This is a genomic window from uncultured Dokdonia sp. (assembly GCF_947496725.1).
Taxonomy (GTDB): Bacteria; Bacteroidota; Bacteroidia; order Flavobacteriales; family Flavobacteriaceae; genus Dokdonia.
In genome coordinates, this window is sequence record NZ_CANMDS010000007.1 from 17218 (window position 1) to 36411 (window position 19194).

Annotated in this window: 15 protein-coding genes and 2 tRNA genes; 4 read left to right on the top strand and 13 right to left on the bottom strand. The window is 37.7% G+C overall.

The window, feature by feature from the left end; all coding sequences use genetic code 11:
* Nucleotide 1 precedes the first annotated feature (1 nt).
* The 8 genes from Q0948_RS13810 to proS all read right to left on the bottom strand — a co-directional run bounded on the left by Q0948_RS13810 (nt 2) and on the right by proS (nt 9121).
* Entirely contained in the window at nt 2–2380 is a 2379-nt protein-coding gene (locus Q0948_RS13810; protein WP_298354416.1) for a TonB-dependent receptor, read from the bottom strand.
* A gap of 123 nt (nt 2381–2503) precedes the next feature.
* Nucleotides 2504–4726, bottom strand: coding sequence for an NADP-dependent isocitrate dehydrogenase (locus Q0948_RS13815; protein ID WP_298354413.1), 2223 nt, complete (start codon nt 4724–4726; stop codon nt 2504–2506).
* Nucleotides 4727–4936: 210 nt separating this feature from the next.
* Nucleotides 4937–5917 carry a hypothetical protein gene (locus Q0948_RS13820; protein ID WP_298354410.1) on the bottom strand — a complete coding sequence of 327 codons (981 nt, stop codon included), beginning with the start codon at nt 5915–5917 and terminating at the stop codon, nt 4937–4939.
* A 583-nt stretch (nt 5918–6500) separates the two neighbouring features.
* Nucleotides 6501–6851 (bottom strand): 50S ribosomal protein L19, encoded by a 351-nt coding sequence (rplS, locus tag Q0948_RS13825; protein ID WP_035328245.1) that lies wholly within the window; start codon nt 6849–6851, stop codon nt 6501–6503.
* A gap of 223 nt (nt 6852–7074) precedes the next feature.
* Nucleotides 7075–7326 carry a 30S ribosomal protein S20 gene (gene rpsT / locus Q0948_RS13830; protein WP_013751623.1) on the bottom strand — a complete coding sequence of 84 codons (252 nt, stop codon included), beginning with the start codon at nt 7324–7326 and terminating at the stop codon, nt 7075–7077.
* 31 nt (nt 7327–7357) lie between these two features.
* Nucleotides 7358–7429: transfer RNA gene (locus Q0948_RS13835), tRNA-Glu, on the bottom strand.
* A gap of 57 nt (nt 7430–7486) precedes the next feature.
* Nucleotides 7487–7558 (bottom strand) — tRNA-Glu (locus Q0948_RS13840).
* Nucleotides 7559–7642: 84 nt separating this feature from the next.
* On the bottom strand, nt 7643–9121 hold the full coding sequence (gene proS, locus Q0948_RS13845; protein ID WP_298354260.1) for a proline--tRNA ligase: 1479 nt from the start codon (nt 9119–9121) through the stop codon (nt 7643–7645).
* 101 nt (nt 9122–9222) lie between these two features.
* Between proS and Q0948_RS13850 the strand changes: the two genes are divergently transcribed.
* From Q0948_RS13850 to Q0948_RS13860, 3 genes are all read left to right on the top strand, one after another.
* Nucleotides 9223–10344: a hypothetical protein gene (locus Q0948_RS13850; RefSeq protein WP_298354257.1), complete on the top strand. Its 1122-nt coding sequence runs from the start codon at nt 9223–9225 to the stop codon at nt 10342–10344.
* Between the two features lie 35 nt (nt 10345–10379).
* Nucleotides 10380–11903 (top strand): outer membrane protein transport protein, encoded by a 1524-nt coding sequence (locus Q0948_RS13855; RefSeq protein ID WP_298354254.1) that lies wholly within the window; start codon nt 10380–10382, stop codon nt 11901–11903.
* Nucleotides 11904–11969: 66 nt separating this feature from the next.
* Nucleotides 11970–12509, top strand: coding sequence for an NADPH-dependent FMN reductase (locus tag Q0948_RS13860; RefSeq protein WP_298354250.1), 540 nt, complete (start codon nt 11970–11972; stop codon nt 12507–12509).
* On the opposite strand, the gene Q0948_RS13865 is transcribed toward Q0948_RS13860, so the two are convergent.
* The gene (locus tag Q0948_RS13865; protein WP_298354247.1) at nt 12506–14179 is read right to left on the bottom strand and encodes an alpha-amylase family glycosyl hydrolase; all 1674 of its coding nucleotides are present in this window, start codon (nt 14177–14179) and stop codon (nt 12506–12508) included. The genes Q0948_RS13860 and Q0948_RS13865 overlap by 4 nt on opposite strands.
* A 103-nt stretch (nt 14180–14282) precedes the next feature.
* Between Q0948_RS13865 and menA the strand changes: the two genes are divergently transcribed.
* Nucleotides 14283–15185 carry a 1,4-dihydroxy-2-naphthoate octaprenyltransferase gene (gene menA / locus Q0948_RS13870; RefSeq protein ID WP_298354244.1) on the top strand — a complete coding sequence of 301 codons (903 nt, stop codon included), beginning with the start codon at nt 14283–14285 and terminating at the stop codon, nt 15183–15185.
* A 122-nt stretch (nt 15186–15307) separates the two neighbouring features.
* On the opposite strand, the gene Q0948_RS13875 is transcribed toward menA, so the two are convergent.
* The 4 genes from Q0948_RS13875 to Q0948_RS13890 form a co-directional block, all read right to left on the bottom strand.
* The gene (locus Q0948_RS13875) at nt 15308–15580 is read right to left on the bottom strand and encodes an HU family DNA-binding protein (protein ID WP_038600373.1); all 273 of its coding nucleotides are present in this window, start codon (nt 15578–15580) and stop codon (nt 15308–15310) included.
* 186 nt (nt 15581–15766) lie between these two features.
* Complete coding sequence (fmt, locus tag Q0948_RS13880; RefSeq protein WP_035328265.1) at nt 15767–16717, bottom strand: methionyl-tRNA formyltransferase; 951 nt, start codon at nt 16715–16717, stop codon at nt 15767–15769.
* Nucleotides 16714–18603 carry an ATP-dependent DNA helicase RecQ gene (locus tag Q0948_RS13885; RefSeq protein ID WP_298354239.1) on the bottom strand — a complete coding sequence of 630 codons (1890 nt, stop codon included), beginning with the start codon at nt 18601–18603 and terminating at the stop codon, nt 16714–16716. The genes fmt and Q0948_RS13885 overlap by 4 nt, the downstream gene beginning before the upstream one ends.
* A complete protein-coding gene (locus Q0948_RS13890) occupies nt 18600–19136 on the bottom strand; it encodes an ATP-binding protein (protein WP_035329110.1) in 537 nt (178 codons plus the stop codon). The genes Q0948_RS13885 and Q0948_RS13890 overlap by 4 nt, the downstream gene beginning before the upstream one ends.
* Between the last annotated feature and the right edge of the window lie 58 nt (nt 19137–19194).

Consider the following 19194-nt stretch of genomic DNA (forward strand, 5'->3'; position numbering starts at 1 on the left):
ACTAAAATTTAAAATTATAGGTAACCGCAGGAATGATTCCAAAAATGGCAGTTCTTACTGCCTCGTTATTACCAGTGTCTGCGTTTTGTCGAAAGTTTATAGAGGCGGCATTACGGCGGTTATAGGCATTATAAATACTAAAAACCCATTCTGATTGCCACGATCTGTTCTTGTTTTTTTCTGGCGTAAGTGTCGCGCTTAAGTCTAGTCTATGGTAACTAGGTAATCTTTGCTCATTACGGGGTCCATATGTAGGGATGACAATACCTTGAAATTCAAATTGCCCCACTGGGAAGTTAGTAGGCTGCCCTGTTTGAAATAAGAAATTACTTCCAAATTTCCATTTATCACTAAGCTCATAATTAAGATTCATAGAGATATCGTGAGTTTTATCATAAGGTGTGTTATACCATTGCCCGCGATTAATACCTAACTCATTTGCAGTTCGACCCGGGGTGCGCTGTTCAGACTTAGATAAAGTATATGCTAGAAAGCCTTTAAATTTTCCGTCATTTTTACGCAATAAAAATTCAAGTCCATAAGCTCTTGCTTCGCCTTGTAAGATAACTTGCTCTATGGCTTCGTTTGCAATGAGTTGAGCACCGTCTATATAGTCTATGCGACCATCTATGTCTTTATAAAAAGCCTCGGTCTCTATGGTATACTCACTGCTACCTATCTCAAGGTTTTTAAAATAACCTATAGCATATTGATCCAGTTGTTGTGGTGCAGTAAACTCACCACTAGGTGTCCAGATATCAAGCGGAGTAGGGGAGCTTGTGTTAGATAATAAATGCAAGTATTGTACTAGTCTAGTATAACTCGCCTTGATAGACGTATCGTCATTAAAAGCATAAGAAGCCGCAATGCGAGGTTCAAGCGCATTAAATGTTGCTAGCTTATCTCCTCTAGAAAAAGATGTATCTACACCTATAGGGTCTTCACTTTGGTATATAAGTAAGAAAGGATCAAAAGATACTGGCTGGTCATCTCTGTAAATGTTAACCTCGTCTTGTCCTAATCTCGTAAAATTACTAAAGCGTAAACCATACTCAACTGTAAGGTTTTGGGATAATTTATGCTCTACGTCTACATATGCAGCAAACTCATTTGCATATTTTTTTACAAGCTGCTCTTCTACAATACCAGAGTCTGGACCATTAGGTTGAATTTTACCAGGATTAAAAGTATAGTATAAGTTATTAATACCTGAGTAGATCTTCATCTTGTCGTTAAGGTAGTGGGTAAGATCATATTTGATATTTATATTATTAATACCAGAGTTCCACTCAAAGCCTACAAAATCTAGATCAAGCCCATAGTAGTAATCACTATAAATAAGAGAGGCGTTTGAAAATAGCTTGTCACTAAAAATGTGATTCCATCTTAAATTACCTACCGCATTACCATATACATTTTTAAAACTATCGCTTACGCTAAAAAGGTCTCGACCAAAATAACCAGATAGATACAAGCTATTATTATCGTTGATCTTATAATTAATTTTTGTATTAAGATCGTAGAAATAGGCTTTATTGTCTATATCAAATAATGGTAAAAATAAATGTGCATAAGATGCTCTACCGCCAAAAAGGAAAGCTGCTTTATCCTCTACAATAGGTCCTTCTACCAGCAGTCTACTTGCCACAGCGCCTATACCTCCAGTAACCTTTGTTTTCTTGCTATTACCTTCCTTTTGATAAATATCCAGAACAGAAGACACACGTCCACCATATCTAGCTGGTATGCCTCCTTTATATAGTTTCAAATCCTTAATAGCATCTGGGTTAAACACGGAAAAGAAACCAAAGAGGTGTGAGGAGTTAAAAATAGTAGCCTCGTCTAGAAGTATTAAGTTTTGATCTGCAGCGCCACCTCGTACATTAAATCCAGAGGCTCCCTCACCAGCACTCGTTACACCAGGCAGCAGGAGTATCGCTTTTATAACATCTGCTTCTCCTAGTACAACTGGGATGCTTTTTATAGACTCAGAAGTGAGTGCGTTTACACTCATTTGTGGTTTGCGTATTCTCACACGTTCTACCTTCTCTTCTATGACAATCTCATCTAGTTGTTCTAGTGATGTAGAGAGAGCTATATTGTTACGTATATCTTTATTGAGCTCTATAGTTTCTATAACATCTTTATAGCCTAAGTAGCTTACCTGTACCTTATAAATGCCTTCGGGTAGGGTGATAGAGTAAAAGCCATATGAGTTAGTCACAACACCATCATTAAGCTCAGGAAACAAGATGCTTACTCCTATCAAGGTTTCATTACTTGATACATCTGTAATGGTACCGCTCAGCGTGTATTTTTCTTGAGAGAGTAGGGGGTGTAACGACCCTAAAAATATCAGTACGTATAAAATATTTTTCATTGTAAAGATTTGAAGTAAAGCTAGTGACAAAATACCGATAAACTTGTTAAAAATAAAAAGCCTCTTCATAAATGAAGAGGCTTTTGTGGGTGATGATTACGCTTTCGCGAAAGCGTAAAAACCTTAATCTATAATCGCGTTAAATGTTGCGCTTGGTCGCATTGCTGCAAATGTTTTATCGCTACTCACACTGTAGTAACCCTCTATATCTTGAGGACTTCCTTGTGCTGCGTTAAGCTCATTTATAATAGTATGCTCATTTTCTTCCATTTTCTTTGCAATAGGAGCAAACTCTGCGGCTAGATCTGCATTTTTAGTTTGGCTAGCTAGTCCTTGTGCCCAGTATAATGCAAGGTAGAAGTGACTACCACGGTTATCTAACTCGTTTACTTTACGAGAAGGTGATTTTCTGTTTTCTAAAAACTTGATAGTCGCCTCGTCTAGTGTGTCTGCAAGTATTTGTGCTCTCTCATTACCCTTAGTAGTAGCCACGTGCTCTAGTGATACCGCTAGTGCAAGAAATTCTCCAAGAGAATCCCAACGTAGGTGACCTTCTTCTAGAAACTGCTGTATGTGCTTAGGCGCAGATCCTCCAGCACCTGTTTCAAAAAGTCCACCACCATTCATAAGTGGTACAATAGATAACATTTTTGCACTTGTCCCTACTTCAAGTATTGGGAAAAGATCTGTGTTGTAATCACGCAATACGTTACCAGTTACAGAGATAGTGTCTTGACCATTTTTAATACGCTCAAGTGAGAAACGTGTTGCTAGTACGGGAGACATAATCTGTATATCTAGTCCCTCTGTATCGTGATCTTTAAGATAAAGATTTACCTTTTTAATAAGCTCTGCATCGTGTGCACGCTCACTGTCTAGCCAGAATACAGCTGGAGATCCAGTTGCTCTAGCACGACTTACAGCAAGTTTTACCCAGTCACGTATAGGTGCGTCCTTTACTTGACACATTCTCCAGATATCACCTTCACTTACCGTGTGTTCTGTAAGAACGTTACCGGCATTGTCTACCGTACGTACTGTTCCTGCAGCAGGTATTTCAAAAGTCTTATCGTGAGATCCGTATTCTTCGGCTTTTTGAGCCATAAGACCTACGTTAGGTACTGTACCCATAGTAGTAGGGTCAAAGGCACCGTGCTTTTTACAAAACTCTATAGTTTCTTGAAAAACCCCTGCATAGCTACTATCTGGTATAACTGCCTTAGTATCTTGTTGCTTTCCTTGTGCATTCCACATTTGTCCAGAAGCGCGTATCATAGCTGGCATAGACGCATCTATAATCACATCACTAGGTACGTGTAGGTTTGTTATTCCTTTATCTGAGTTTACCATTGCTAGGTCTGGACGAGCATCATAACAAGCTTGTATAGCCGCCTTGATTTCTTCTCTCTCAGATGCTGGTAATTCCTCTATTTTGGCAAGTAAATCTCCAAAACCATTATTTACATCTACCCCTATTTTATCAAGAGTAGCACCATACTTTTCAAATACTGGGGCAAAAAAGACTTTTACTGCGTGACCAAATATTTTTGGATCAGAAACCTTCATCATTGTCGCCTTCATATGGAGAGAGAATAAAAGATCTTTCTCCTTTGCATCTGCAACTTGAGTTTCTAAAAAGTTTATAAGCGCTTGTTTCTCCATAAGAGAAGCATCTATAATCTCTTCTGCAAGAACCGGAGTCTCGGCTTTAAGTACTGTTACTTTACCAGCAGCATCTACGTGTTCTATACGTATGTTACCTGCCTCTTTTATTGTAACAGACTTTTCGTTGTTTCTAAAGTCTCCGTGAGACATAGTCGCTACGTGAGACTGTGAGTCTGCACTCCAAGCACCCATACTGTGCGGGTTATTGCGAGCATATTGCTTAACTGGCTTAGGTGCACGTCTGTCTGAGTTACCCTCACGTAGTACTGGGTTTACGGCACTACCTAGTACTTTTGCAAATCTTGCACGTATAGATTTTTCTTCATCTGTTGTAGGCTCTTCCGGAAAATCTGGAATTGCATATCCATCACTCTGTAATTCTTTTATAGCCGCTGTAAGCTGTGGTATAGAAGCAGAGATATTAGGAAGCTTTATAATGTTTGCTTCTGGTTTTTTTGCAAGTTCTCCTAGTGCTGCAAGCGCATCTTCTTGTCTTTGATCTTCTGTAAGATATTCAGAAAAGTTTGCTATGATACGACCAGCCAGAGAGATATCCACTAGCTCCATCTCAATATCAGAAGATTTTGTAAAGCGCTTTACAATAGGGAGGAATGAATGTGTTGCAAGCATAGGAGCTTCATCCGTAAGTGTATATTTAATGGTGGTTTTATCTGTCGCCATTCAGGAGTTTTTTTATTTAATAAATCAGTTGAAATTTACTTGCTGAGCAAGCCTAGCAAATATAGTAATTTGTAGGGCATTTTTCCACCTAAAATCACGTCTAACTTAAGTCACCTTTTCTGTTAATTTCAGCCTAATTATTTATGTTTATCTATCACAAAACTCGCTATGCTTCTTATTTGATATTTTGACAATATGTCTGTATTACAATTATTGTTTTGTAAGTCTAAAAGTGGAAGGAGTTACAGGCCAACCACAAAATCCGTCATTACCTTCAAATCCTTCAATAAAACGTAAATCAAATACCGTGTCGTCTATTTCGTCTATTGTGCCGTTTAAATCGTTAGATGGACCTAATAGCACTTGATGGTCAGCTTCTACACGTGATGAACAGACTATAGCTGAGCGTATGTATCGAGTCATTATAGCTTGGTCACAGGCTATAGTAAACTCAACTTCAGATAATATAAATGTACCATCAAACATTTGTTGCGTGTCTCTAAATATTTCAAAATGACGAACATTAGGTCGTGATCTTTCAAGTGTAAATTGATTTGGAGTTATAAAAGTAGGACCATCAAATCCATTTACTACACTGTTGTAGTCATAAACTCCTGTAAACTTATCATTATCGATGCCTTCTACAACGTATATATCATAGCTGAATGGAGAGTTTATTGAGCCTGGGTAACTTATAATAGGGCCTATGCTGTTCTCGTGATTAAAGGCCAGTCCATTGGTAAGATGCAGCGTCAAGTCTATAACAAATTTATCAGTACAAGATATTTCATTGATAGTAAGATTAGTGTTTTCAAGAAGCTCTTGGGTTGTTATTGTTAGTTCTGTGACTGGGTAACCTCGCTCACCTTGTGTAAAATCTGATGCGCTAAGTGTTTTAAAGAGCACTGAAGATGTGCTATTGTCTCCATTTTCAGATGTTCGATCTACAAATGATAGAAAGACGTCTACACGGTCAAGTAATTCTCCCTCGTTTCCATCTTGCATCTCAAGGACGTAAGAAATAGGTGTAGCAGGTGATTGTACATCATATACTGAGTTGTTAATTGCGCGGGTACGTAGCACAGCTCCGTTTCTTACGTTATCTAAGACATAATTAATTGCGTTGTCTGGTTCTTCACAAGATGTAAAAACCAATAGTGATACTATCACTGATAGGTATATTATTTTCATATTTGATTGATGTTTAGTTAGTTTTAAATATCGTGGGAAATGTTAAAATAATAGTACTATCCGATAAAAGTTTCCACAAGTTTTGAGCATTATAACGTTCATTTATATAAAAAACAAAAGCCATATCCCTGTACAAAGTACGTTGATATGGCTTTTTAGAAATTGCTTTACCGGTAAACCCTTGAAGTTTTATAACAGTGTTTTAATGACTGTAACCGTTCAATTTCTGCTGAAATAGTGTTGTTTGTCAATATAAAACAAACTATCTCAGGGGTGTCGCGTTACTTAAGATTATTTAATAAGTAGATGATTTACAATATCTACTCATCTAGCTTGTGCAGCGGGTCTTATTAGTAACCACAACTTAACTAAAATAATATGGTAATACTATTGTAGTTTTCTGGATGGTTAAAATCGTCTAGTGGATTAGAACTATATAAATGTAGTAATAGTTTTGATTCGTTAGTTTAAAATGTATTTATTTAATTTTCAACCTATTATTAACTTGAGTTCTTAACTTTTGTTCATAAAAAAAAGCCTCACTATAAAAGTGAAGCTTTTTGAATAAAATTGTCCAGTAAGACTATCCGCGTCTTTCTTTGATACGGGCTTTCTTACCTGTAAGACCTCTGAAGTAGAAGATACGTGCACGACGTACAATACCTCTTTTGTTTACTTCAATCTTCTGGATAGCTGGAAGGTTAAGCGGGAATACACGCTCTACACCTACAGTACCAGACATCTTACGAATTGTAAAAGTCTGAGTTCTTCCAGTACCTCTTAATTGTAATACAACTCCTCTAAAGAACTGTGTTCTACTTTTTTCACCTTCCTTAATTTCATAGTACACAGTGATAGTATCACCTGCAGCAAAGGTTGGGAAATCATTTTTTGGGATGAATTCGTCTTGTACGAATTTTACTAAATCTTCCATTTTATGGATATTAAAGTGATTTTACGTTAGGGCAACATTCACGAACATCGTCAGAGGTTAGCCTAAGCGGGTGCAATATTACTTGCGGTTTTAAATTTTTTAAAATGCCTTTTAATGTAATTTTTAACGCTTTCGCGAAAGCAATACTAAGCAGCATTTTAAATAACAAAAAGAACCCCTATATAAATATAGAAGTTCTCTGTATGTCTATAACGTATAACCCTTAAAGAGCTGCTACGTGCTTTGCAAGCTTAGATTTTAAGTTAGCAGCTTTATTATCGTGGATAATATTGCGTTTAGCTAACTTATCAATCATAGAAGCTACTGCTGGATATAAAGCCTGAGCATCTTTTTGCTCAGTCATATCGCGTAATCTCTTAATCGCGTTACGAGTCGTTCTGTGCTGGTAACGATTTCTAAGACGCTTTGCTTCGTTGCTTCTAATTCTCTTTAAAGCTGACTTGTGATTTGCCATTATTGTTTTTTCTAAATAATTATAAAAATTGTAGCCCGTAGGGGAATCGAACCCCTCTTACATGGATGAAAACCATGCGTCCTAGCCGATAGACGAACGGGCCAGAAATTCTAGATTCATATTTCTCAATATTACCTCTAGAATTGTAAATCAAAAATTGTAGCCCGTAGGGGAATCGAACCCCTCTTACATGGATGAAAACCATGCGTCCTAGCCGATAGACGAACGGGCCTAGAACAATCGCTTAAATTGCGGATGCAAAAATAAACATATTTCTAGATGATGCAAACCATTTTTAAACTTTTTTTAAACTTTTTTAGTAAGCCTTGGCAAACAGCACTCTACGAGACGAACTTTTTCCAGAAAATACACAAGTTCCTTCTTCAATAATTGCATCCATAGGAATACATCTGATAGTTGCTTTAGTAATTTCTTTGATTTTGTCTTCAGTTTCGGTGGTGCCATCCCAGTGTGCGCTTATAAATCCACCTTTAGTGTTTAACACATCCTTGAATTCTTCAAAGGTGTCTACAGGTGTTATATGGTCGTTTCTGTAATTCTTAGCCTTAGTGTAGAGATTTTCTTGTATCTCCTTTAAAAGTGTGATAACAGTTTCTACTACTGTTTCTTTTGCAATAAATTCCTTTGTTAATGTATCTCTTCTAGCTAGTTCTACTGTGCGCTTCTCAAGATCTTTTGGTCCTATGCCTATTCTTAAAGGCACTCCTTTTAGTTCATACTCATTAAATTTCCATCCTGGTTTATGAGTATCTCTATTGTCAAATTTTACAGATACACCGTGTAGTTTCAGATCTTGCACCAGTTCATTTGCTACTTGAGATATAGCGTCAAGTTGCTCTTGGTTCTTGTAAATAGGAACAATTACTACCTGAAAAGGTGCTAAGTTAGGAGGTAGTACTAAGCCTTGATCATCACTATGTGTCATAATTAGTGCTCCCATAAGTCGTGTTGACACCCCCCAAGAGGTTGCCCAAACGTGCTCTTGTTTTCCTTGGTTTGAGGTAAATTTAACATCGAATGCTTTTGCAAAATTCTGACCTAAGAAGTGAGAGGTTCCTGCTTGTAGTGCTTTACCGTCTTGCATAAGCGCCTCTATGCAATAGGTCTCATCTGCACCTGCAAAGCGTTCACTTTCTGTTTTAACTCCTTTTATAACGGGTACAGCAAGAAAGTTTTCTGCAAACTCTGCATACACATTATTCATAAGCTCAGCTTCTTGTAGTGCTTCTTCTTTTGTTGCGTGTGCCGTATGTCCCTCTTGCCATAAAAATTCTGCCGTTCTTAAGAAAAGGCGTGTGCGCATTTCCCATCTTACAACATTTGCCCATTGATTAATAAGTAATGGAAGGTCTCTATACGACTGTATCCAGCCTTTGTAAGTATTCCATATAATAGCTTCACTTGTAGGTCTTACTATTAATTCTTCTTCTAGTTTTGCATTAGGATCTACTATAAGCTTGCTTGAATCTTCTGGATCTGTCTTTAATCTGTAGTGAGTAACTACAGCACATTCCTTAGCAAAACCTTCGGCGTTTTTTTCTTCAGCCTCAAATAAGCTTTTTGGGACAAATAATGGAAAATATGCATTCTCGTGTCCTGTCTCCTTAAACATACGGTCAAGCTCTGCTTGCATTTTTTCCCAGATTGCATATCCGTAGGGTTTAATTACCATACAACCGCGTACTGCAGAATTTTCTGCAAGATCTGCTTGAACTACTAGCTCGTTATACCATTTTGAATAATCTTCACTCCTTTTTGTGAGTTTCTTGCCCATAAAAACCTATTTTGGCACAAATATTGTGACTTTGCTTATCGTAAAATTACCAAGCGAAATTAGGTATTTTTACACCAAGCAACAATTAAAACAGCACCGATATGAATTTTTCTACATCACTCAGAACCTCAATTAAGAGTTTATCATTATCTGCACTGGCAGCTACATTACTAGTTGCTTGTAGTGCATCACAAACAGTTTATGACGATGATGGTATTTATAGTAGTAACGAAAGTGCTAATTCAACTACCCAAGAAGCGACTACTTCAAATGGGTCTAACACACAAGTCTATAAAAACTATTTTGAAAAGGGTGCCCAAGAACTTGGAGAGATTCAAGAAGAAGGAGCCATATTTACAGATATAGAAGAATATTCTTCTGAAGATAGTAATGCTATCTATGTTGACGGAACAGATTTTGAATCTGCTACCGGTTATGGTGCTTGGGGTGACGAAGTTCAAGATGTGCAAGTAACGATTTATAACAATAGTCCTTTATGGGGATGGAATCGCTGGGGCGGCTTTGGCTGGAACGGTGGCTTTGGCTGGGGTAGAGGCTTTGGCTGGGGAGGAAACTTCTGGTCACCTTGGTATGGTGGTGGTTATTATAACCCTTTCTGGGGTGGAGGCTTTGCTTACAATAGCCCATTTTACTATGGTAATTTTAACCATTTTAATAATAACTTTTATTACGGAAACCGTAGATATAACGGTAATAGAGTAGCTTACAATACAGGTAGAAGATCGATAAACGGTTCTGGAAGAAGAATGGGAGCAACAGATGCTATCGCTGCATCAAGATCAAGATTAAGAACATCATCTAGAAGTAGAGCAACTTATAGTCGTAACAAAGGTACTGCAAGACCTACATCTAACCGTAACGGTACTTATAGAAATGGAGTGTCTAGAGGAACGCCAAATTCAGCTCAAAGACCATCTACAGGTTCTAGACCTAATACGTACTCAAGACCTTCTTCAAGAACAAGACCTACAACAAGACCTAGCAGTCGTCCTACTCGACCAAGCGGAACTCAGTCAAGACCTTCTTCAAGACCTAGTGGAAGTAAAGCAAGACCTTCTTCAAGGCCTTCTTCGAGACCTACGTCTAGACCTAGCTCTTCATCTAGAAGAAGTTCTTATAGTAGACCATCTTCTTCTTCATCTAGAAGCAGCGGATCAAGATCTAGCTCAAGTTCAAGCAGAAGCGGTGGACGCAGAGGATAATAACTGCTAACTACATTTTTAAAAAAAAACTACATATGAAAAAGTTATTATTAATGGTGGCCATTGCGGCCTCTGGAACAACTTTTGCCCAAAGTATAACAGAAGCACTTAATTATAGTACATCAAATACTACTGGTACGGCAAGATATAGAGCAATGGGAGGCGCCTTTGGAGCATTAGGAGGTGATCTAAGTGCTATAGGTGATAACCCAGCCTCGAGCGCGGTTTTTACTAAAGGAACTGTAGCGTTTTCGCTATCAAGCGATAATATAGATAATAGTACTACATTTTTGGGAAATGGAACTACATCATCAGATTCTGATCTTTCTGTCAATCAAGCTGGAGGTGTTTTTGTTATAGATGGAGCTGGAAACTCAAAATGGAATAAATTTACTCTTGGCTTTAATTACGATCGCATAGGTAATCTAGACAATCAATACAGAGCCATAGGTACCAACACAAACTCAATATCTTCATATTTTTCAGATTTTGCACAAGGAGTACCGCTTGATTTACTGGAGACACTAGATGGTGAGTCTGTGACTGATTTATATCAATTTCTCGGAGAGACTGAAGGTTTTGGAGCGCAACAGGCTTTATTAGGATTTCAATCATTTATTCTCGACCCTGTAACAAATGATGCAGGTAATACGGAGTACTTTGTAAATACAGTAGGAGAGTCTTATGAGCAAGAATATTTATTTGCTTCTGAGGGTTATAGTGGTAAAGCTTCTTTTAATATGGGGGCACAGTATAATGATAAATTATACTTAGGTCTTAACTTAAATTCTCACTTTTTAGATTATAATCAATCTACGGTGCTTTTTGAGTCTAATGATGCTGGGCCAGATCAAGGTTTTACAAATGTTACAGATGTAAGATTTGAAAACAATTTAAGAACAATAGGTAGTGGTTTTTCTTTCCAGCTAGGAGCAATCTCTAAAGTTACAGAAAACCTTCGTTTAGGTCTTACTTATGATTCACCTACCTGGACTACAATAGATGAAGAAACCACTCAGAGAATTACAACCACAGCTGTAGATGATGCAGGTGTATTTACCACAGTAGTTAACCCTAGAGTAACTAATGTGTATGAGAGCTATGAGATCAAGTCACCAGGTAAATATACGGGTAGTGCGGCATATCTATTTGGCAAGAAAGGCCTCATAAGTTTTGACTATTCTTATAAAGATTACACAACACTAAGTTTTAGACCAGATAATGATGCATTTTTTAATGCTCAAAATGCGGCTATAGATAATCTACTTCAGCCGGTTAATGCTTATAAACTAGGAGGAGAGATAAGAGCTCAGGAGTGGAGTTTTAGAGCGGGTTACAGATATGAAGACAGCCCTTTTAAAGATGAAACAACTATAAGTGAGTTAACAGGCTACTCGGCGGGAATAGGTTATAATTTTGGAAATATTAAAGTAGACGTTGCATATGATAACTTTACTCAAGACCGCACAAGTCCACTATATTCAACAGGTTTAGTTAATGATGTAACCGTAGAGCGTGATAATACCTCTATTATCGCTACGCTTTCATTGAGCTTGTAATAATAATTTTATTTATTCATCAATCAATAAAAGACTATCTTCGGGTGGTCTTTTTTTTATTTTAATATGAGCTCAATTATTGCATTATCAGGAAGTAACAGTACAAAATCTATAAACACGATGTTGCTAGATTATATAGTTACTACTATTCATTCTCACAAGGCGTCTAGACTATCATTATTATCCTATGACATACCTATGTATAATCTAGATTTAGAGCAGGAGAGGGGTATACCTGTGGATGTGCAGATTATAAAGAATAAAATAGCCGAAGCAGATGGTGTTATAATAGCCGTAAATGAACACAACGGAATGGTATCTGCCTTTTTAAAAAACATATTTGACTGGCTTTCACGTGCAGACCGTAATTTTCTAGCCGGTAAAAAACTTCTTGTGGTAAGTACCTCTCCAGGAGCTCGCGGTGCAGCATCTGCTTTAAATTATATAAAAGAGACGGCACCACGTTTTGGAGGTGAGGTCGTAGAGAGTTTTAGCTTCCCATCATTTCAAGATAACTTTGACGTAACCCAGTCTAGTATTACAAACTCAGATCTTGAGATGGGTATTAGCCAAGTTGTGGCTTCTTTTTTACAAGCACTAGATTAGTAATCTCTAGCAACTTCAAGTAGTACTATACTATAAGGCGTGTCTAGTGATACCTTTCCATTTATTGCGGTAACCTCTTTTCCTGAGTATGCGTCTCTAAGTTTTTCCGCTTTCGCGAAAGCGTTACCCACTTCAATTTCCTTTTTACCCACAGCTAGGTCTAAACCTACGACTACTGTATCTGTAAAGTCATCTTTTGTAAATGCTCTTTTAAAGACATAAGGAGCCTCGCTAAGCATCTCGTGAGTACCTGCACCCACAGATGGGTGATTCTTTCTAAAAACACCTAGTTTTTGCCAGTGAGAGAGTACATCGCCTGTAGTCTCTGTGTCTATTGTGTCCCAGTTCATAAAGCTTCTTAGGGTTGCATCACCTTGAGTACCTTCTATAGTGAGATCACGTGCCGTCTCATCACCATAATATACTTGTGAGATACCTGTCGTGAGGAGGAGTTTTGTGCCAGTTTCTATAGCTTTAGTGCGGTCTTTGTCAAATGGTTGCCCATCATCGTGAGAGGTTGCATAGTTTACAAAACTCTTGTCTTTAAATAGTGAGTCTTTTATGGTAGCATATTTATTAAATAAGGACTCATAGTTACCCTGCGCATCATACTTAAATTGAAAGTTGATGAGGTTATCAAATCCATTTTCGAAATAGTTTACCTTTTTATCGCCAAAATCATAAGCCAGTCCACCGTCTACAGAGTAGTTATACACTTCGCCAAACATAAAAAAGTCCGTGTCATCTAGTACTAGATCTGGGTTGTTGGTCTTAAAATCTGCAAATGCTTTATCTGCTTGAGCACGCAATACCACCCAAGACTCTTCATCTACGTGTTTTGTCGTGTCTACTCTAAAAGCATCTACACCATATTCTCGTATATAATCTGTAAGCCATTTTATGATATAGTTACGTGGTGTCTTTTTAAGATTATTTGAAACAAAGTAGGCATCTAGCTCTGCAATTTCTTCTTCATAGCGTCCTTCTTTTTTCCACTTTTCGATAAGCGAGGGAGGTAGTGTTACTTCTTTTGAGCTTTCTGTAAGGATATCTGGTAGATTTTCTACAAGGCTGCAAGCTGTTGTGTTCTCATAGGTGCTAAAAGCGCAGTTAGGATTTTCTCTAGCCCAGTCTGTACCCCAGAAAGGATCTTGCTCTGTTACCGGTCCTGTATGATTAAGAACCACATCCATAACGATACGTATATCATTAGTATGTGCCGTCTCTATGAGCTCTTTGAGGTCTTCTTTTGTCCCAAAGTTAGGGTCGAGAGCTGTCCAGTCTTTTGTCCAGTACCCGTGATAGCCATAAGTAACACCTGTACCTTCATCTACCGGGCCGTGTACTTGCTCAACCACAGGAGTAAACCAGATGGCATTAATTCCTAAATCTGTAAAGTAACCCTCTTTAATTTTTGTTGTGATTCCTTTTATGTCTCCTCCTTCAAAACCTCTTAAAGTGGCAGTTTCTTCTGTTCTATTAAAATTTACATCATTTGATGTGTCTCCGTTATAGAAACGATCTGTAAGTAGGAAGTACATATTTGAAGCTTCCCAAAAGAAAGGTGCTTTCTCCATTACTGGGGCTGTAGCAACAGTAGTTTTTTCCTTTTTACAAGATATAAGTAAAAGAATTACAGAGGCGCTTAGTAGTGCATATTTTAGTTTCATAACGATGGGTGTTTTAATAGTAGCTAATCTAGTAAATCCTTTTGAAAGTTGAGACGAGTAGATGCCTAAAGAAAATAGTACATTTACGCACTTAAAATATTTTATGCCTTCATTTAAAGTCTGGCTTAGTGCCGCTCGCCCTCGTACCTTACCACTCTCTATAGCTGGTATACTAGTAGGTGGTGGCCTAGCGTTACAAGAAAATGCTTATAATGGTCTCATCTTTGGCCTTGCTATACTAGCTACACTGGGGTTTCAAATCTTATCTAACTATGCAAATGATTATGGTGACGGTGTAAAAGGTACAGATAATGATGAGCGTGTGGGGCCTGCAAGGGCAATGCAAAGTGGCTTGCTCACCGCAACGCACCTCAAAAAAGCTATTATTATCACCTCGATTATCACTATTGTAATAGTACTAAGTCTTATCTATACAGCTTTTGGGAAGGATCAATTTATACTGTCTCTCGTATTCTTTTTATTAGGTATAGCCGCCATTATAGCTGCAATAAAGTACACCGTAGGTAGAAGTGCTTATGGTTATAAAGGATTAGGAGATGTATTTGTCTTTTTGTTTTTTGGGTTAGTAGGTGTGCTGGGCTCTTTCTTTTTATTTACACAATACATACAGTTCATACATATATTACCCGCTATAACAATAGGTGTACTTTCTGTAATGGTATTGCATCTCAATAATATGCGTGATCGTGTGTCTGATACTCGAGTGGGTAAAAATACCCTAGCCGTTATTTTGGGGCAGAAGGGAGCTGTGCGTTACCATAACATCTTGTTTCTAGCAGCGATTTGTTGCTGGGTTAGTTTTATAGTCTTGAGGGCAACAGATCTTTTAGACTATGTATCTATCATAGCTTTCTTACCGCTGGTTAAGCATATGCTTACGGTGAGAAATACAAAGGAGCACGCCTTGCTTGATCCAGAGTTAAAGAAAGTGGCGTTATCTACATTTTTACTTGCCGTGCTATTCTTTGTGGGGAGTTACTTTTGAATGTAGTTTTTACGCTTTCGCGAAAGCGTAACATAAACCATAATAGTTATAGTATTTATAAATAGGGCATAAAAAAAAGGAAGCATTACTGCTTCCTTTCTTTATATAACACTTAAAATCGACTAGTTTACAGAAGATGCAAGCTCAGATCCAGCTTTAAACTTTACTACATTTTTTGCAGCGATCTTGATAGTTTTTCCAGTTTGAGGATTTCTTCCTTCACGAGCATTACGCTTAGATACAGACCAAGATCCAAAACCTACTAGAGAAACACGTCCTCCTTTTTTAAGAGTACCTTCAACGTCTCCTAAGAAAGATTCTAATGCTTTTTTTGCTGCAGCTTTAGTGATGCCAGCGTGCTCTGCCATTCCGTCGATTAATTCTGATTTGTTCATAATATAATTTGTTAATTAATTAATTGTGGTTAAACTGTATGTTTAATTCCCTAACAAATTTATACGGATTATTCGCTTACGCAAGCTATAGCAAGGGAAATCGAGGTTTTTGTTAATAAGTATGCCCATTTGTTGATAAAGAGGGGTGTATTTTGTAATTCTCTTAACGTCAATGGTTATGGGGGTTTAGCGCATTTTGGCATTTTTATCAAACTTGTAACCATTAAGTAGGTCCTTTACCGCCATCTTTTTCTTTCCAGAAAGCTGGATTTCTGTGATACAAATGTATCCTTCTGGAGTTGCAATGGCGAGATGATCATCTACCTGCGTTACGGCTCCTGAGGGAATGAGCATCTCTTTATCCGCTTTCGCGAAAGCGCCATAAATTTTTACGCGTTGCTCCTTGCCACCATTTTCTAGTATGGTATAAGCAGCAGGGTAAGGGCTTAGTCCTCTTATGTGATTGTAGATTTCTTGAAGTGGGGCGTCCCAGTTTATTCTCGTATTCTCACTATGTAACTTGTAAGCAGTCTTTAATTCTTTTGATGAGTCTTGTATATGTGTCTTTACATCATCTCGCTCAATTGCCTTAACCGTTTTAATTACAAGTTCTTTACCAGCTATCATAAGACGGTCGTGCAGGTGACCTGCATTTTCCTTATCATCTATAGCTAGTGATTCTTGTAAGATAATTTCTCCAGTGTCTATTTTTTCATCTATAAAAAATGTAGTTACACCTGTTTCTGTCTCACCGTTTATAATTGCCCAGTTTATAGGCGCTGCACCACGATATTGAGGAAGTAATGATGCGTGTAGGTTAAATGTGCCATAAGCAGGCATCTTCCATACCGCTTCTGGTAACATTCTAAAGGCAACCACAATTTGAAGGTTTGCCTTAAGTGCTTCAAGTTCTTCTAGAAAAGATTCGCTCTTGAGATTAGTAGGTTGTAAGATGTTGAGGTTTCTCGCTTTTGCAAATGCCTTGACATCGCTCTCTCGTATTTTTTGTCCTCTACCTGCTGGTCTATCTGGTGCCGTAATTACACCTACTACGTTATATCCTTCGTCTAGTAAACCGTGTAAGATGGTCACTGCAAATTCTGGCGTGCCCATAAAAACTATGCGTAAATCTCTCATAATAGGGTGTATGTGTTATTAGGTAAAATGGCTATTTTTTTCTGTTCCAAAAGTAGTCGAATAGAATTGATTATTGTCTGTTGCGGGTATGCTAGTTGTGCAATTTCTCGCGAACTTTTTGCACCTCCTTTAAGTAAATCTATAATGGCATTATCTATAGATGTTCTGGTTTTTATAACTGTACGGTTTCTGCATACATCACAATTACCACAAGGCTCATCAAGCACTTCGTCAAAGTAATGCATAAGCTGTATAGCTCTACACGTAGTATCATTTGCTATATAGTCTTTAACGGCTTGTACTTGGTTTTTCTTGTAGTTTTCTTGGGTTTTTATAAACGGAGCAATCACATTAATAGTACGGTCATCTTCTCTAGGGACTAAAAAGGTGATTGCCGTGTCAAAGTTTTGATGCTCGTAATCTATTATATCATCTTGGTCTAGCGTGAGGAGCACTTGATGTACTTGCTCTAGAGTTTTACCAGCTTTATTTGCAATGATATTATAGTTGATATTAGTCACCTGTTCAAAAACTGCTCCATACGTACGTAATACAGCCTTTACAACATCGTCTAGTTGATTGTTTCGTAGTAAGTAATAGGTGAGTGCAAAGTCATTTACTTTAAAGTTAATAGTTGCTCTCTTTGTAAACTCTTGAGATAAACTTATGACGCTATTGCGATCTAATACCTGTAACGCATTATAGGTGAGAATGGTGTGTAATTTATAAGCGCCACAAAACTCACTAAAGTTAAAGCGGTGTAAGCTATCTTGTCCTTCTCCGTATGAGATTTGAAAATAGTTTACTAGATGTTTATAGGTTTTTTTTACCGTATGAGTGTCTGGTATTACTTTAAGAAACTGGTTTTCTAGACGTACCTCGTCGTTCTCATTATATAATAATACGGCTTGAGATTCTTGACCTGCCCTTCCTGCTCTTCCTGCTTCTTGAAAGTAGTTTTCTATACTGTCAGGAATTTCTAAGTGCACTACGGTATCTACATCTGCTTTGTCTATTCCCATACCAAAGGCACTTGTACCCACCATTACCTGTACTTTATTTGTACGCCAGGCTAAGTATTGTTTATGACGCTCCTCCCGAGACATACCTCCGTGATATGAGGTGGCTGTGATGCCTCGTCCCTTTAAAAAATGAGCTGTATTAAGTGTTGCCTTTCTATTACGTACATATACGATAGCGCTTTGCTGTGTGTTTGCTAGTATGGTTTCTAGCTCATAAAACTTATCTGTAGCAAGTCGTATTTTATATGTGAGGTTTTTTCTATGATATGAAGTTTTAAATAATTGTGGTTGTTTGAGATCTAGTAAAGTAGTTATATCCTCAAGTACCTTAGTTGTAGCAGTGGCGGTGAGAGCAATAATGGGGCAGTTAGGTTTTAAAGCTCTAAGTTTTGAAATATCTCTATATGCCGGCCTAAAATCGTGACCCCATTGCGAGATACAGTGAGCCTCATCTACCGCGATAAGGCTCACATTCATAAGCTTTATGCGTTCTTGTACTAGTTCTTGCTGTAATCGTTCTGGTGATAGATAAAGAAGCTTGTAATTGCCATAAATACAATTATCAAGTAAGGTGTCTAGTTCTCCATAGCTTATGCCGCTTGTAATAGACAGTGCTTTTATCCCTTTTTCTTGAAGCCCCATCACTTGATCTTTCATCAAGGCTATGAGTGGCGATACTACAATAGTAATTCCATCTAATAGAAGTGAGGGCAGCTGGTAACATAATGATTTACCACCGCCAGTAGGTAATAAAGCAATGCTATCCTCACCAGCAAGAACGTTTTTTATAATCTCTGCTTGTTGCGGTCTAAAATTACTATGACCCCAGTATGTGGTGAGTATATCTTTTGCTTTATCTATCAAGAAGTAAGTGTGTTAAGTATAAATTGCGCTCTCTCTTCTACAGGACCAGTAGGTACAGGTATAGGTGAGTAGCCATACTGTTTATATGTCTGTACAAGATGTTCTTCTATTTCCTTTGCTTGGTCAAAGGTTTCATAACGTTCTTGATCAATCACGTGTATTTTTTCCCAAGTAGGTAATATAAAAACAAGGTCATAAGTGTGTGCCTTACAAGCCTCAATAAAATCTTCTGGATATTCTTGATTTACAAAGTCCATATATGCCACCGTGTCAGGTATGCCGCGATCTATAAAAACAAAATCATTTTTAAAACCATCTACATCCTTAAATTGCTTGATACGTGCATCTCTTAATAGGGTAGAAAAGAGTAATGGCTTCTCTAAAAAAAGCTGGTCAATGCCCTCCTTTTGGGCATTGCTTATCACTTGTCGTGATATTTCTTCTAGGCAGGCATAGCCTAGATTTTCTAAGTGATTAAGTAATGTTGTTTTTCCTGTAGAAGGGCCACCTATGAGGAGTATTCTTTTTGGCATAAAAATGGTAATCTTTAAAGCAAAATTAAGCAAACTACAGGGAATGTGATTTCAGTAT